The organism is Sphingomonas sp. MMS12-HWE2-04 (assembly GCF_044881185.1).
GTDB lineage: Bacteria > Pseudomonadota > Alphaproteobacteria > Sphingomonadales > Sphingomonadaceae > Sphingomonas.
Genome location: NZ_CP173254.1, coordinates 1,424,219 through 1,438,456 on the forward strand (window position 1 = coordinate 1,424,219; position 14,238 = coordinate 1,438,456).

9 protein-coding genes are annotated in these 14,238 nt (G+C 64.3%); 6 read left to right on the forward strand and 3 right to left on the reverse strand.

Annotation, left to right across the window (positions count from 1 at the left end; translation table 11 throughout):
- The first annotated feature begins 48 nt into the window (after positions 1–48).
- From AB2M62_RS06400 to AB2M62_RS06410, 3 genes are all read left to right on the forward strand, one after another.
- Positions 49–3,321, forward strand: coding sequence for a carboxypeptidase regulatory-like domain-containing protein (locus AB2M62_RS06400; RefSeq protein ID WP_404338605.1), 3,273 nt, complete (start codon positions 49–51; stop codon positions 3,319–3,321).
- Between the two features lie 162 nt (positions 3,322–3,483).
- Positions 3,484–4,407, forward strand: coding sequence for an ABC transporter ATP-binding protein (locus tag AB2M62_RS06405; protein ID WP_404338607.1), 924 nt, complete (start codon positions 3,484–3,486; stop codon positions 4,405–4,407).
- Positions 4,400–5,248 (forward strand): hypothetical protein, encoded by an 849-nt coding sequence (locus AB2M62_RS06410; RefSeq protein WP_404338609.1) that lies wholly within the window; start codon positions 4,400–4,402, stop codon positions 5,246–5,248. The genes AB2M62_RS06405 and AB2M62_RS06410 overlap by 8 nt, the downstream gene beginning before the upstream one ends.
- A gap of 127 nt (positions 5,249–5,375) precedes the next feature.
- On the opposite strand, the gene AB2M62_RS06415 is transcribed toward AB2M62_RS06410, so the two are convergent.
- Together AB2M62_RS06415 and AB2M62_RS06420 are read right to left on the reverse strand one after the other, a co-directional pair.
- Entirely contained in the window at positions 5,376–5,912 is a 537-nt protein-coding gene (locus AB2M62_RS06415) for a hypothetical protein (RefSeq protein ID WP_404338611.1), read from the reverse strand.
- A 121-nt stretch (positions 5,913–6,033) separates the two neighbouring features.
- The gene (locus tag AB2M62_RS06420; protein ID WP_404338613.1) at positions 6,034–6,945 is read right to left on the reverse strand and encodes a DUF4886 domain-containing protein; all 912 of its coding nucleotides are present in this window, start codon (positions 6,943–6,945) and stop codon (positions 6,034–6,036) included.
- A 727-nt stretch (positions 6,946–7,672) separates the two neighbouring features.
- Here AB2M62_RS06420 and AB2M62_RS06425 point away from each other — a divergent pair.
- Genes AB2M62_RS06425 through AB2M62_RS06435 form a run of 3 tightly spaced genes read left to right on the forward strand, consistent with a single transcriptional unit; the run spans position 7,673 to position 11,168 of the window.
- A complete protein-coding gene (locus tag AB2M62_RS06425; protein WP_404338615.1) occupies positions 7,673–8,104 on the forward strand; it encodes a nuclear transport factor 2 family protein in 432 nt (143 codons plus the stop codon).
- A 38-nt stretch (positions 8,105–8,142) separates the two neighbouring features.
- Complete coding sequence (locus AB2M62_RS06430; protein WP_404338617.1) at positions 8,143–9,369, forward strand: hypothetical protein; 1,227 nt, start codon at positions 8,143–8,145, stop codon at positions 9,367–9,369.
- Entirely contained in the window at positions 9,366–11,168 is a 1,803-nt protein-coding gene (locus AB2M62_RS06435) for a tetratricopeptide repeat protein (protein ID WP_404338619.1), read from the forward strand. The genes AB2M62_RS06430 and AB2M62_RS06435 overlap by 4 nt, the downstream gene beginning before the upstream one ends.
- Positions 11,169–11,201: 33 nt before the next feature.
- Here the strand turns inward: AB2M62_RS06435 and AB2M62_RS06440 are convergent, their stop codons facing one another.
- Positions 11,202–14,216, reverse strand: coding sequence for a glycosyl hydrolase family 28-related protein (locus AB2M62_RS06440; RefSeq protein WP_404338621.1), 3,015 nt, complete (start codon positions 14,214–14,216; stop codon positions 11,202–11,204).
- Between the last annotated feature and the right edge of the window lie 22 nt (positions 14,217–14,238).

Below are 14,238 nucleotides of genomic sequence, written 5' to 3' on the forward strand. Positions count from 1 at the left end.
GCGGCCAAAGCCGCGAACGATAAAATCGAAAAATCAGGGAGCTCTCAAATGCGGAACTACTTCTACGCCAGCACGATCGCCGTTGCGGCCTGTCTTGCAGCGCCTGCCCATGCGCAGGAAACCACTTCGTCGATCCGCGGCAGCGTCACGTCGGACGGTGTGGCCGTCGCCAATGCCGGGGTGGTGATTACCCATGTCCCCTCGGGCACGACCTCGACGACCTCGACCGGCGCCGATGGCAGTTTCGCGGCGTCGGGTCTGCGCGTGGGCGGTCCCTTCTCGGTGAAGGTCAACGCGACCGGCTATTCCGAAACGACGATCACCGATATCCAGCTCGTCGCCGGTCAGCCGCTGCGCCTGCCGGTCGAACTGGCCGCAGAAGGCAACGATATCGTCGTGACCGCCAGCCGCAGCGGCGCGGTCGAACTGTCGCCCGGTCCGATGACGTCGCTCGGGCGCAAGGAGATCGAAGGCGTGGCGAGCGTCAGCCGCGACATCCGCGATGTCGTTCGCCGCGATCCGTTCGCGACCATCGATCCGGGCCAGAGCCGCGGCGTGATGATCGCCGGCCAGAATGCGCGCCTCAACAAATTCTCGGTCGACGGCCTGCGCTTTTCGGACAATTTCGGCCTCAACGTCGGCGGCCTGCCGACTGCGCGCGGCCCGGTGCCGCTCGATGCGATCGAGCAGCTCTCGGTCAAGATCGCGCCCTATGACATTTCCGAAGGCGACTTCCAGGGCGGCGCGATCAATCTCGTGCTGCGTTCGGGCACCAACGAATATCATGGCTCGGCCTTCTATACCTATTCAAGCGACAAGCTCACCGGCGACCAGACCCGCGCGGGCATCGCCAACACCACCGGCAAGATCAATCTCGATTTCACTAGCAAGAACTGGGGCGGCTTCCTCTCGGGCCCGATCATCAAGGACAAGCTGTTCCTCGCGCTCTCCTATGAGCGGCTGGAGGAAGGCACGCCGATCGCGATCGGCACTGCGGGCTTCCCCAATGTTGTGCCCAATCTGACCCAGGCGCAGATCGACCAGATCGGCAGCATCGCGCAATCGGTCTACAACTACAGTGCCGGCGGCGCGCAGTCGTCGACGCTCGAGACCGACGAGAAATACACGGTCAAGGTCGACTGGAACGTGACCGACGGCCAGCGCCTCGCGCTTACCTATATCAAGAACGACAGCGCCAATGCCTCGGTCGCCGGCTTCTCGTCGACCACCGCGGCCTCGCCGTCGCTGGGCCTCGAATTGAATAATTATCGTCGCCCGGAAAAGGTCGAATCGTTCGTCGGCCAGCTCAATTCGGACTGGTCGGACAAGTTCCACACCGAAATCCGCGGCAATTATCGCAGCTATGACCTCACCCCGGTGCCGTTCGGCGAATTCAATTTCAGCCAGGTCCAGGTCTGTCTCGATCCCACCTCGGTCGGCAGTTCGATCGCCTGCTCGCAGGGCAGCAGCGCAGCGCCGGGGGCCGCGCGGCTCTATTTCGGGCCCGACCGCTTCCGCCACTTCAACTATGTGCGCACTAAGCAATATGGCGCAGACGTCGCGCTGCGCTGGGAATATGGCGATTTCTCGAACAAGCTGACCGCGGCGTGGAGCCATCTCGACGTCGCCAACGCGTTCACCTCCGACGCGCTCGGCACCTATTATTTCGACAGCGTCGCCGACCTGCAGAATCGCCGCGCGAGCACGGTGACGCTCGCGGGTTCGATCACCGGCGACCTCAACGACGTGCTCGCCAGCTTCGCCTATGACCAGTATACGTTCGGCGCGCAGACCGCCTGGGATCCGACGGCGAACTTCAACCTGACTGTGGGCGGCCGCATCGACCTGTATGGCGGGATCACCGCGCCGCCGCTCAACCAGGCGTTCCTGGCGCGCTACAGCATGCCCAACACTTATTCGATCAACGGCAAATATGTCGCGCAGCCGCGGCTTTCGGCAACCTGGTCGCCGACTGAGGACGTGCGCGTTCGCGGCGGGCTGGGCCTGTTCGCGGGGGGCTCGCCCGACGTGTTCGTCGGCAACAGCTATTCGGTCGCCGGCGTCTATGGCAATTCGATCTCGATCAACCGCAACGCCGATGGCACCTGCACGCTGCCAACCCCGACGATCTGCTCGGCCGCGCTCGACAATGTCGACGGGCGCAACTTCTCGAGCGTGGTCACCGATTATCTGCGCAACAACACCGGCTCGCTGAGCCTCGCCAACGTCAATGCGATGGATCCGGACTACAAGCTGGAGTCGACCTGGAAGGCGAGCCTCTCGGTCGATTACAGCCCCAAGTTCCTCGGCAGCGGGTGGAACTTCGGGACCGACCTCTATTATGGCTGGGTCAACAACGCGCCGATCTACTATGATCTGCGCCTGCGCCAGATCGGCACTGCGCCCGACGGGCGCGCGCGCTATGCCTCGACCACCGCGGGCGGCAACACCGATCTGTGGCTGACCAACACCGATCGCGGCCACTCGCTGGTGGCGGTCGCGCGGGCCGACAAGTCGTTCGACTGGGGCCTGAACCTGGGGGCAAGCTACACCTTCCAGGACGTGACCGACGTCAGCTCGATGAACGGCACCACCGCGTCGGGTACCTATGGCCAGAACGCAATGGTCGATCCGAACATCGCGGCCTATGGCACCTCGATCTACCAGATCCGCAACAGCTGGAAGTTCAACGTCGATTTCGACCATGCGTTCTTCGGCGATTACAAGACCCGGTTCAGCCTGTTCGGCGAGCTGCGCTCGGGCATTCCCTACAGCCTGACGATGAACGATCCCAACCTGCCGAACAGCCACTCCTCGGTGTTCGGCACCGCGGGCTCGTCGAACCGCTACCTGCTCTATGTGCCCAATGCGGGGAGCGACGCGATCGTGACCTATGACAGCGCAGCGACGCAGGCCGCGCTGGACAGCTTCATCAGCGCGAACGGGCTCGACAAATATCGCGGGCAGATCTTGCCCAAGAACACCCAGCGCGGCGCCAACTGGTTCAAGATCGATCTTCATGCCGAGCAGGAAATCCCGCTCCCGCTCGTCAACAAGATCGCCAGCGGCGCCCGGATCAAGCTGTTCGGTGACGTCGAGAACGTGCTCAACATGATCAACAAGGATTGGGGATCGCTCCGCCAGGTCGCATTCCCTTATCTCACCTCGGTCGTGAACGTCGCCTGCGTTGCCGGCACCACCAATGGCGTGGCCAATCCGTGCGCGCAGTATCGCTATTCGAACTTCTCGAATCCGGCGGAAGACGTGCAGGGCCGTCCCTCGCTCTGGGCGGTGCGGGTCGGCGCGAAGGTGCAGTTCTGAGGCCATGCCCCCCGCCGGACTTCGCGTCCGGCGGGGCGTTCGGGGCTTGCCAATAGCGCTGGCGAGGCCGAATTGCCGGATTGCGTATTAGCTTGATAATACACGCGCAATATGCAGAATTGGCCGCGAGCGGCATCGACCCGATGCCGAGGGGGAAGCGAATTGCCGGATAGCGAACCGAGCGGCACGCCCGCGCTGGCCTTGCGCGCGCTGGGTAAGACCTATGGCCGGGGCGCCGGCGCGAAACGTGCGGTCGATGATGTGTCGCTCAGCGTCCATGGCGGCGAAGTCTATGGCTTTCTGGGCCCTAATGGCGCGGGCAAGAGCACGACGATCCGCATGGCGCTCGGCCTTATCCGGCCCAGCGGCGGCGAGGTCCTGCTGTTCGGCAAGCCGGTTTCGGACAAGCAGGCGCTGCGCCGCGTCGGCTCGCTGGTCGATGGCGGCACCTTCTATCCGTTCCTGTCCGGGCGTGACAATCTGCGGGTGCTGGCGCGGACCCAGGGGAGCGACGGCGCGCGGATCGATGCCGTGCTCGAGCGAGTTGAACTGACCCGCGACGCAAAGCGCAAGGTCAAACAATATTCGCAGGGGATGAAGCAGCGGCTCGGCGTCGCCGCCGCGCTTCTCGACGATCCCGATCTGGTGATCCTCGACGAGCCGGCGAACGGCCTGGACGCCGCCGGGATCCAGGACATGCGCACGCTGGTCCGCGGCCTCGCGCAGGATGGCAAGGCGGTGTTCCTGTCGAGCCACCTGCTCCACGAAGTCGAGCAGATTTGTGACCGCGTCGCGATCGTCCACAAGGGCCGGTTGATCCGCGAAGCGAGCGTGCGCGAGATGCTCGACCAGGGCGAGGCGCTGCGCGTCGAGGCCGAGCCGCTCGACAAGGCGCAAGCGGCGCTCGAGGGGCATTGGCCGGTCACCCCTGAGGCGGGCAGCCTTGTCGTGCAGGCGCGCCGCGCCGATGCGCCCGCCGTCGTGCGGCGGCTCGTCGAGTCAGGCGCCGATGTGTTTCGCGTCGCCCCGGACGATCACAGCCTTGAAGACATATTCCTGACCATGACGAGGGACGCCGATGCTTGATGCCGTCCGCGCCGAGGCGCTGAAGCTTCATCGCCACCGGGCGACCTGGATGATGGTGTGGATCTATCCGATCGCCATCGCGCTGATCACGATTGGCATCCTCGTCTATGGCGCGGTCTCCACGCCAAGCGCGGCGGCGTCGGCCAAGTCCGCCGCGGCCTGGATCCATGACAGCACCGTGTTGTGGAACGTGCCGACCTCGCCGCCCGGGCGCTTCCTCATCGCCGGGTTTGCGGCCGTGGTGTTCGCCGGCGAATATGGCTGGAATACCTGGAAGCTGATCATTCCGGCGCGCGCCCGCTGGCAGCTGATCGCGGCCAAATGGGCGGTGCCGCTGGGCTTTGTCGTCCTGGCGGTGATCGTCGCGGACCTGATCCTGCTGCTGGGCGAATGGCTGGGATCGCTGCAAGGCGATGGCATTCCCGCCGGCGTGACGCTGGGCGCGGTCGCCGATGCGCATTTCAAGGCGGGCGCGCACGCGCTGCTGCCGATCCTCTATACCGTGGCCTTTGCCGGGATGTTCGCGATCCTGACCCAGTCGATCCTGGCGACAGTGATCCTGTCGATCGCGATCGTCGTGCTCGAAGGGCTGACCCCGCTGCTGGGCATCTTCTTCCATGCCTATGCGCCGGCGCTGACGACCGGGCTGATCAAGGTGCTGCCGCTCTATCACATGGCCAATTTGAACGCCTGGGCGAAGGGCGCCGGCATGGTGCTGCCGCTGGGGCCGGGCACGATCATCGCGATGCCCTGGGCCACTTCATTCGGCGCGCTGACGGCGTGGATCGTCGCGGCGGGTGCGATCACCCAGTTCCGCTTCCAACGGCAGGATCTAAACTAGGTCGCGAACCCATAAACGTCCGCTCCCGGTAGGGCGCCTGAATGTCCGAGATTGGGTGGGAAGCGGTCCGTCTGTTTTTGGTGACACGGTTTTTAAAAAGCCGCCCTTCAGACCGACGTCTGTCGCCCTAACTCTCGCATTCGATGCCGCGCAGTCTCAGACTTCGGCACACCCGATCAAGAACCAGCTCGTTGTCGAGATCGTCCACGAAGAATTGTCCGCGAGCCAGAGCCGCCATTCCGCTCGGTAGGCCATATAGCGCTCCCCTGTTCGCAGCGGAGCCTTCCAAGTAATATGCGAATGGGTTCTCGGCGTTGATGTGCGGATCATAGGCAAGCGGATGCCCCTCGACCCATCGCCCGAACTGCTTCCTGATCTTTGCAACGTCAGGGAACTGGCTAACGGGAATCGGCAGGAAATGGACTGATCCTGTTGTCCACATCACCGCACGGCGAGATGACGGCGTGATAACCGTTACTACTGGCGATCGAGAGCCATCAATCGATCCGTCGTCGTTTAGCGCGAGTGGTCCGGCGGCCCGAAAATAGAGCGTGTAGCCCTTCGCTGACGCAATCTGTTCTGGCGGATTTGGTAAAGCCCGAAACCATTGAAGCACTTCGCTGCTTTGGCAGGGTTCCTCAACAAACCAGAACGAAGCCGGCATGACGTACCTGTCCTTTGGAGCGTGCCGCAAATTGCGTCGGCGACGTCTGATTTAGGGAACTCGCCGGCTATCGCGCAATGTCTTCCATTGGGGCGGTAGCCGACAGGCCGCTTTTATCAGTCTACGGCCTGGCAGGCTCGGTATTCGTCACGGACGCACGTTCGGTTGCGAGTTGCGCGGATGCGATCTGCTGCAGCGCCACGGCCTGTTGCTTGGAAATGCCGAGATCGTCGGCCGCGCGTTCCTGCGCTCCGAGGGTGACGGGATCGATCCCGGTCACCTGGCCGAAGACGATCAGCGCTTCGAGATAATAGCCATAGATGCTCGCGTGATAATGGTCATAGCTCCATAGATCGACCTGGCCGAAGGCGATCCCGTCATAAGGGTTCGGATCGGCGACGCCGCGCGCGATGGCGCAATTCCAGGCCTGGCCGACCGGCAGGACGCCGCGGATATCGCGCGAGGTGGCGCGAACCTGCTCGGCCGCGGCGCGCAAATCGTCCGCCATCGCGGCGATCGGCTTGCCCGACCAGGGATTGCCGGGGCGATAGACCTGATCCGCTCGCGACCAGGTCGCCATCAACAACACCTCTGCCTGGGGATAGGCGCGCACCGCCATCGCCGCCAGCATCCGCGCGTATTTCGCATAGCCTGTCGCGTCGCCGGGTCGTTCGCGATCAAGCGTGCTGAATTCCTGGAGGACTACGACATCCCATGCCCCGGCCAGCTTTTCGCGGCGCTCTTCATAATGGAACGCCAGTGATTTGCCGCCCTGGGTTTCGAGGCTCACCCGCCAGTCTAGACCGGCTTGTTCGGTAAACGTCTTGAACAAGGCCGGCACCCCGCCGATGCCGTCGCCGACCAGATCGGTGACGGCGTCGGCACGATAGCGTTTTGCCGCCGAATTGGCGCCCTGGGTAAAGCTGTTGCCGACGAACAATATGGTTCTCGGCGCACTGGTTTGGGCTGGTGCCGCCTGCGCCAGCGCAACGGCCGGCGACAGAAGCGACAGAGCTAGGAGCAGGAACTTCATACGCATTCTTTAGGAAGCGCATGTCGATGCTGCCAGAGCCATGGCGGCCATGTCGGACAGATGGCCCGCGGGGCGGAGCCCGTCTCTGCCTAGTATGTCGGAAATGGAATTGGCCAATGCCAGACATCGAATAGAGTGGTGTTCGGAAACCGATCCATTGTTCGGGTGCGTAATGAAAATTACGCGACGATCACGCGTAAGTTTTGGTGACTACATCCAATATGGAGTCAGGGATGACTCTAGTTTGGCGGTTTATAATACAATTAATTGCCTGCCGTTGATTCGTTATAAATTGACACTTTTATACATTGACTCTGATTATGACGCGTACAATAATAACCGCAGGCCATTTCGGGAACTACTAAGACAAGTTCCAAAGCAACAGGGATGGCCTGCTGTCAGGTCTGCATTTTTGCGCTGACGGCGCAACTTGTTGCACGTCAGTTGCATCTCAGGGAGTATTTTCGATGAAGAAGATCTCTGTCCTTAAGGCCCAAAAGCTCAAGACCACTTCGGTCGCGCTCTACCCGATCTGGGTTTGCTGGCCTTTCCCGCTTCCGTTCTGATCGCTCTGCGGGGGGCGGACGGCCGGACAGCCGGTTCGCTCCCCGCATCGTTCGGATTGGACGGGCGCGGCGCACGCGATCGACCGGCGCTGGAGAAAGAGTCGATGGGATATTCGAACATGGCGTGGATTGTTTCGGCGCTCGTTCTGTTAGGAACGCCGTTGGCGACCGTCGATGCGGCAGTTGTCGCGCCGGTCCAGCAACAGCCGGCGGAACAGGGGGTGCTCGTTCGCCTCGTCGAGGATTTCGTGCGCGCCCAGGCGGCGTTCGACGCGGCGCGACTCGGCGCGCTCACCACGGCGGATTATCTGGAGATTTCACCGATCGGCGAAGTCGATAGCCGCGACAAGATGCTCGGCTTCTACGCGCCCGACAAGAAAACCGACGCACCTGCAGTCGAGATTCTCGAGCCGGTCGTGCGCGTTTTCGGCGACTCGGCGATCGTGTTCGCCAAGCTGGCCTATACGATCCAAGTGCCGGGCCAGCCGCCGCGCATGATGGCGCTTCGGGCCAGCTATGTGGCGCATCGCATGGCGGGCAGCTGGAAGCTGGCCTCGTCGCACTACACCGGGATCCGGCCGGCGACCCGATGAGCGGAACCGATCGGATCAGCGCGGGGGAGGGGGCGACCATGGATGATGACGCGCAATATTTCATAGTCCCGCTCTCCATCCAGCCGGAAGGCGAAGACTTCCTGATCGGCAATGCCGAGATGGACGAATTCTATCAGGTGCCAGCCGCCGGGCGCGCGGTGGTGACAATGCTCCAGCAGGGCCGAACGCCCGCCGAGATCAAGGCGGCGCTGGCAGCCGAGGGCGGCGAGATGGTCGATGTCGACGATTTCCTCGCGATGCTGCGCGAGATCGGTTTCCTCTATCCGATCGCCGAGGCACATCTGCATGCAGAGCGGCTTTCGGCGCGCGACGAGGATAAGCGGATCCTGTTCAGCGCAGACCCCAGGGTCGCGCGGGCGATATTCTCCTGGCCGGTGCTGATCGGGTATCTCGCGGTGCTGGGTTATGCGGGATATCTCGCATTGCTCGATCCGGCATTGCGGATCGATCGGGAGGCGTTCTTCATCGAACGCAACTTCGCGCTCACGCTCGTGCTGCTGCTGATCCTGTCGTCGCTGGCCGTCTCACTCCATGAGCTCGGGCACATGCTGGCTGCCGCGCGGCACGGCGTGAACGCCCGGCTGGGGATCGGCAATCGCCTGTGGAACATTGTCGCCGAGGCCGATCTCTCGGGCATCTGGGCGCTCCCCAAGCGGCAACGCTATCTGCCGCTGGCGGCAGGGATGATGGTCGACTTGTTCCTCATCGCGCTGGTGACGCTGGCGATTGCCGGGCTGCGGCACGAAGGGGAGACCGGTTTTGCCGTCGCGCTGCTCCAGGCGCTCGTCCTGCAGATCGGCGTGACGCTGATCTGGCAGCTCAATCTCTTCCTCAAGACCGACATCTATTACATGCTCAGCAACTATCTGAGCTATCCCAACCTCGATGCCGATGCGCGCATCTATCTGCGCGACGGCCTGTACCGCGTGAGCCGCGGCCGCTGGGGAACCCGCGCGGATGCGCCGACCTACAAGAGCGTCGGCATCCTTCGCCTCTTCTCGGTGCTTTGGGTGGTCGGCCGGATCGGCGCGCTGGCGGTGCTGCTGCTGGTTTTCCTGCCGACCTTGGCCCGCTATGCGATCAAGAGCTACGAGGCGTATCGCGACCCGTCGGCGTCGATGTACACGGTGTACGACCTAGGCATCTTCGTCCTGCTGTCGGCGATCATCTTTGGCGGCGGGGTCTATATGTGGCTGCGGCGCCGCTGGCCCGCGCATTCGGCATTGAAGGAGCAATCGCGATGAAGACCGACGTCTTGATCTCTCCAGGCGTGTCTGCAGCTAGCGGCGCGAGTCCGGACTCGGCCGGGCGCGTCATTGAACTCGATGCCTGCTTTGCGCGGGGCGGCGCCTGGACGGGGGTGCAGGCGCTGATCGAACAAGGCTATGCCGAGCTGCGCGCCAAAGGCCGGGGCGACATCATCGACCGGCACAATTACGAGCTGCACATGGTGCTGCTCAAGCGTCGCCACGAAATTCCGCTCGCCTATGCGTCGCTGACGGACTCCTCGACCGGCGTGGAGAAGACCCGCAACTTCCCGCTCGATCGGGCCTATCGCATCGTCCACGGACTGGTCGGCTTCGTCCTCGAATGGCGCGCGACCGACAGCGGCTCGGCGCCATGGACGATCCGGGTCGCGCGGCTCGACGCGGCGCAGCACCTCGCCACCCGCTTTTTTACTGAACTGGCGCGGCGTGCCGGCGCGCGCGGCAGCATCCGGATCGAGCCGCTGGCGGATTCCGAACTCTGGCGGGCCAGAGCTGGCGGCGCGGCGCGGCTGGACGCGGACGAAGCCGAGACGCTCGAGCGACAGATCGACGCGTTGGGCCAGGAAGCGGCGGAGGAACATTATCCCGCGCTGCTCGCGCATTATCGCGAGACCGGGAATGCGCGGGCGGCGGCGGCGATCGCGCTCAAGGCGCTCTGCCTCTACAATCATTATGGCTATTATCACGAATCCGGCAGCTTCGCCGACACGGTGCTGCCGCATGTCGCCGCACTGGCGCCGGACGAGGAGGCGCGCTGGAACTATATCGGCAACATCTTCCAGGGCCTGGTGATGATCGGCCGGCAGGACGAGGCACTGCGCGTCGTCGAGACGCTGGCCGAACCCTATCTGACTCGGCCCGATCTGCGCGCGAAGATGCATTATCTCCTGTCGATGATCCATCTGCGCTACGCAGTCGTACCCGATCTGGCGCTGGCGCAGACGCATATCCTCGCCGCCGCACAATATATCGATGCGGCCGAAGGCGCTATCGAGCCCGACGAATTCCACTTCCTCAAGGTGTTCATCGACAATGGCCTGGCCTTCCTGCGCGTCCGCCAGAACCGCAAGGCGGAGGCGTTGGCGCTGTGCCAGGCGGGGTTCGAGCGCCTGACCGCCGCGCTGGGCGAGGCGCGGCACCGGCTGCACCGCTCCGTGCTGCAATATAACGCTGCGCAGGTCTATGTGGCGCTGGGGCAGCCGCAGGCGGCGCTCGATCACTATGCCAAGTCGATCGAGATGGATCCGCACTATTCCGAATATTACAACGAAAGCGCCAATCTGCTGCAGGGCCTGGGGCGCTATGACGAGGCGCTGGCGGCCTACGACCTGGCCATCCGCTACAGCGCGCCCTATCCCGAGGTGCATTACAACCGCGCGGTCTGCCAGAGCCAGCTGGAGCAATGGGACGCAGCATTGGCCAGCTTCGAACGCAGCCTCGAGCTCAACCCCGATCAGCCCGAGGCTTATCTGCTGCGCGCCGAGGTATTCGGGGTGCTCGATCGCAGCGCGGAGGCGCTTGCCGATCTCGATCGCGTGATCGTGGCGGACCAAGATGCGGTGAGCGCGCGCGTCAATCGCGCAGTGTTGCACTTCAACGCGCAATCCTACGGCCTGGCGCTTGCCGATATGGACCATGTCATCGCGGTGGAGCCCGACAATCCCGAGCATTACGAGAACCGCGCCGAAATCTTCCGCGCGCTCGGTGACGACGAACGCTGCGCGCGCGACATGCGGCGCGCCGAGGCGGTGCGTGACGAGGCGATCCCGGCTTAGCCGCCCCCGACTGCGGCCAAAGCCTAGGCGCGCCTAGATCGACACTGCGAACAGCGCGTGATGGCTGAGGATGAAAAGCGTGCGGCCTTCCGCGCCGCCGATCACCAGCTGGAGCGGCCGCTCCGGAACGTCGATGCGGCGCAACAACGTGCCGTCCGGGGCGTAGACGAACACCTGGCCGTTCGCCACATAGAGGTTGCCCGCCGCATCGCGCGCGACGCTCTCGCCGCCGCGATCGGCGACGACCTTGAGGTCGGTGACGCTGCCGCCGGGGCCCACCAGCCCGCCATAGGTGCGGTTCTCCGAGGCATTGGTCAGGAATACGCGCTCGCCGGCACGCGCCGTCACCAGCCCATAAGCGTCGAGCGTATCGGACCAGCGCCAGCCCTGGTGATCGTCGGGCCCTTGGTTCCAAACGCGGAAGGCGGGGAGGACGAGCGATCCGTCGGGGGAAACATATTCCTGCGGCTTGGGGCTCGCCATCGCGCGCAGGAAGAAATCGGCGAGCGGGGGAAATTGATAGGTGTCGGGATCGATGCGATCGGCGAATTCGCCGTTCGCCCACATATTGACCGGGAGTGCCGTCGCGGCGCCGGTACGCGGCTTCGCCGGGGTCGGCGCAATCCGCTCGACATCGGCCGGTTTGGTGGGATCGATGCTGTAGACGCTGGCGTCATGGCCCGCCGAAGAGAGCACTAGCAGCCGGCCCGAGCGATCGACCGCGAGGTTGACCGGATCGAGCGGCGCATCGGCGACGATCGTCAGCCCTTCCTTTTCCGACCAGCCATGGATGCGCTGGAACTGCCGGTCGACGAAGTAGAGCTTGCCCTTGGCATCCACCGCGGCGCCTGCGATCGAATGGAAGCCGTCGGCGAGCTTGGTGACGTCGGGCGACACGGGGATCGCCGCGGCTGTGGCTGGGGCAGGGGCAGGGGCAGGGGCAGGGGTGGCCGGCAGATCGAGCCGGGCGAATTCGCGCTCCCGCACCTGCTGGCCGCCGGTCATGTCCTGGATGGCGTTCTCGAAAGGATATTTGCTCGCCCGCGTATAGGTGCCGCAACCCTTGTCGTCGCAACTCGCGAAGCCGCTCTCGGCATTCACATGGACGTTGCGGAAGCGGATGCCGCTCGAAGTATAGAGCTTCACCGCCGCATCCATCGGCTTGATCGAGCGGGTGACGCGATAGCCGTGATAATTGGCGAACAGGATGTTGCGCGCATTGCGGAACTCGGTGGAGATCGCGTTTACTCCGTCGCGCACTTCCTGCTCGGTCTGCGGCGCGAGGAATTCCCAATTCTCCACGCCGTCCAGCACGATTTCGGCGCGATAGTGATGCTCGGCCGAAAGCTCGTAGACATGGCCGGGCGTCTTGGTGTCCGAGACGTAGAAGCCCGCCGAAGCCAGCGTGTTGGGCGACCAGATCGCCGCGAAGGTGCCGCCGCCGCCATCGGTCACCCAGATGCTGGGATGCTGCCCGTCGAAGCGCGCCTTGGGATCGCCGAAGCCGATCGGACTGCCCTTGGTCAGCACGGTGCCACCGCCGCCCTGGATCTTGACGTCGTTGACCATCGAGGCCTCGCCGGCCTTCCATAGCAAGGCGGTGGCGCGCGGATTGACCCCGCCGGTCCACAGGCCGAGCCCGGACACGATCGCATTGCCGCCGCGCGCGCTTTGCAGCAGCGCCTTCGCGCTGCCGACGCCGGCAAAAGCAGGGCTCCCGTCGGGCAGATAGAGATGGGTGAGGCTGGGATGCAGCGCGATCAGCACGCTGTCCGGCCGCAGTTTCAGCGTGTCGGTCACGCGGTAGCGGCCCATCGGCAGATAGATGACTCGGTGACTGTCTATCGCGCGCTGGAGCGCCTGGGTATCGTCGGTTTCGTCGTCGCCCTTCACGCCGAAGTCGCGGGCATTGGCCCAGTCGCCTACCGGCGGCAGCGCCCGGATCGCGGCGGCGCGGCGCGCCGGCATTCGTGCGAGCGGCGTGATCGTCATATCGGTCGCGGTTGCGCCGATCGCGCCGAGCCCGGGCAGCTTGAGGCCGTGCGAGAAGTCGCTGACGCGATAGGGTTTCGCGCCGCCCGCCACGGTCTTGCCGCTGTCGCGGAAGCGCGCGAAGACCGGGGTGTTCGCCGCCAGCGCATTGTCGAAGCCGATCTGGGTGAAGACGCTGTCCTCGTTCGAGATCACCACGCCCGCGCTCGAGACATTCTCGAAGCGGACGTCCTTGCCCCACAGCGAATCCGAATAGCCGCGGTCGATCTCAATCCCGATCGGCGTGTTGCGGATCGCGACATTGACCAGCGTGAGGTCGACCTCATGCTCGCGGATCGCGGCGTCGCGCTGGCCGTCGAATTCCGAATCGATCAGCGTGAACTGCCAGGCGGGCGAGGTCTTCTCGGTCAGGATGCCGTAGCGCCCGCCATAGAAGCGCAGGTCCTCGCATTCATTGCCGGCCTGGTAGATGCCGGCCAGCCCCGATCCGAGATGGAAGTCGATATGGCGGAGGAAGCCGTGCTGCGCGACGCGGAAGCGCACTGCGACCGCGCCGGCATTGCCGCGCCCGATCTCGAAATCGACATTGGACAGCGCCGAATAGAAAGTGCTCGACGTCGCGTCATAGATGTCCGGGTTGGCAGGCACGCTGGTCGGCGGCGGCACCGGCACCGCGCCGACGCGATACTGGTCCTCGCCGGTGAAGCTGACCATCGCCTTCACGCCCGCGCCGAAGCCGGCGGCATTGTCGCCCAGCAGGATTACCGGGCGCGTCGGGCCGACGCCGAACATGCGCACTGCCGAGCGCACGAAGATCGTCCGGCTGATCCGATATCGGGCCGATGGCAGGAAGACCACGCCGCCATGCCCGCCGGCAGCGGCGGAGTCGATCGCCTGCTGGATGGCGGCACTGTCATCGGCGCGCCCGTCGCCTACGCCCTTCACGACGATCGCGCGCGGATCGTCGGGCTGGGTGCGATAGACCGAAGTCGATTTCGCCAGCGCCGGAAGCGGCGCAAGCAGCAATGCCGCGCAGACCGCGCGAAGTGCTTTCATCGTCATTCTCCCGGATCGGGGG

What these genes read in the sequence shown, in the direction of transcription:
- AB2M62_RS06400 (WP_404338605.1), top strand. Translation starts at nt 49, where the DNA reads ATGCGGAACTACTTCTACGCCAGCACGATCGCCGTTGCGGCCTGTCTT.
- AB2M62_RS06410 (WP_404338609.1), top strand. Translation starts at nt 4,400, where the DNA reads ATGCTTGATGCCGTCCGCGCCGAGGCGCTGAAGCTTCATCGCCACCGG.
- AB2M62_RS06415 (WP_404338611.1), bottom strand. Translation starts at nt 5,912, where the DNA reads ATGCCGGCTTCGTTCTGGTTTGTTGAGGAACCCTGCCAAAGCAGCGAA.
- AB2M62_RS06420 (WP_404338613.1), bottom strand. Translation starts at nt 6,945, where the DNA reads ATGAAGTTCCTGCTCCTAGCTCTGTCGCTTCTGTCGCCGGCCGTTGCG.
- AB2M62_RS06430 (WP_404338617.1), top strand. Translation starts at nt 8,143, where the DNA reads ATGGATGATGACGCGCAATATTTCATAGTCCCGCTCTCCATCCAGCCG.
- AB2M62_RS06435 (WP_404338619.1), top strand. Translation starts at nt 9,366, where the DNA reads ATGAAGACCGACGTCTTGATCTCTCCAGGCGTGTCTGCAGCTAGCGGC.
- AB2M62_RS06440 (WP_404338621.1), bottom strand. Translation starts at nt 14,216, where the DNA reads ATGAAAGCACTTCGCGCGGTCTGCGCGGCATTGCTGCTTGCGCCGCTT.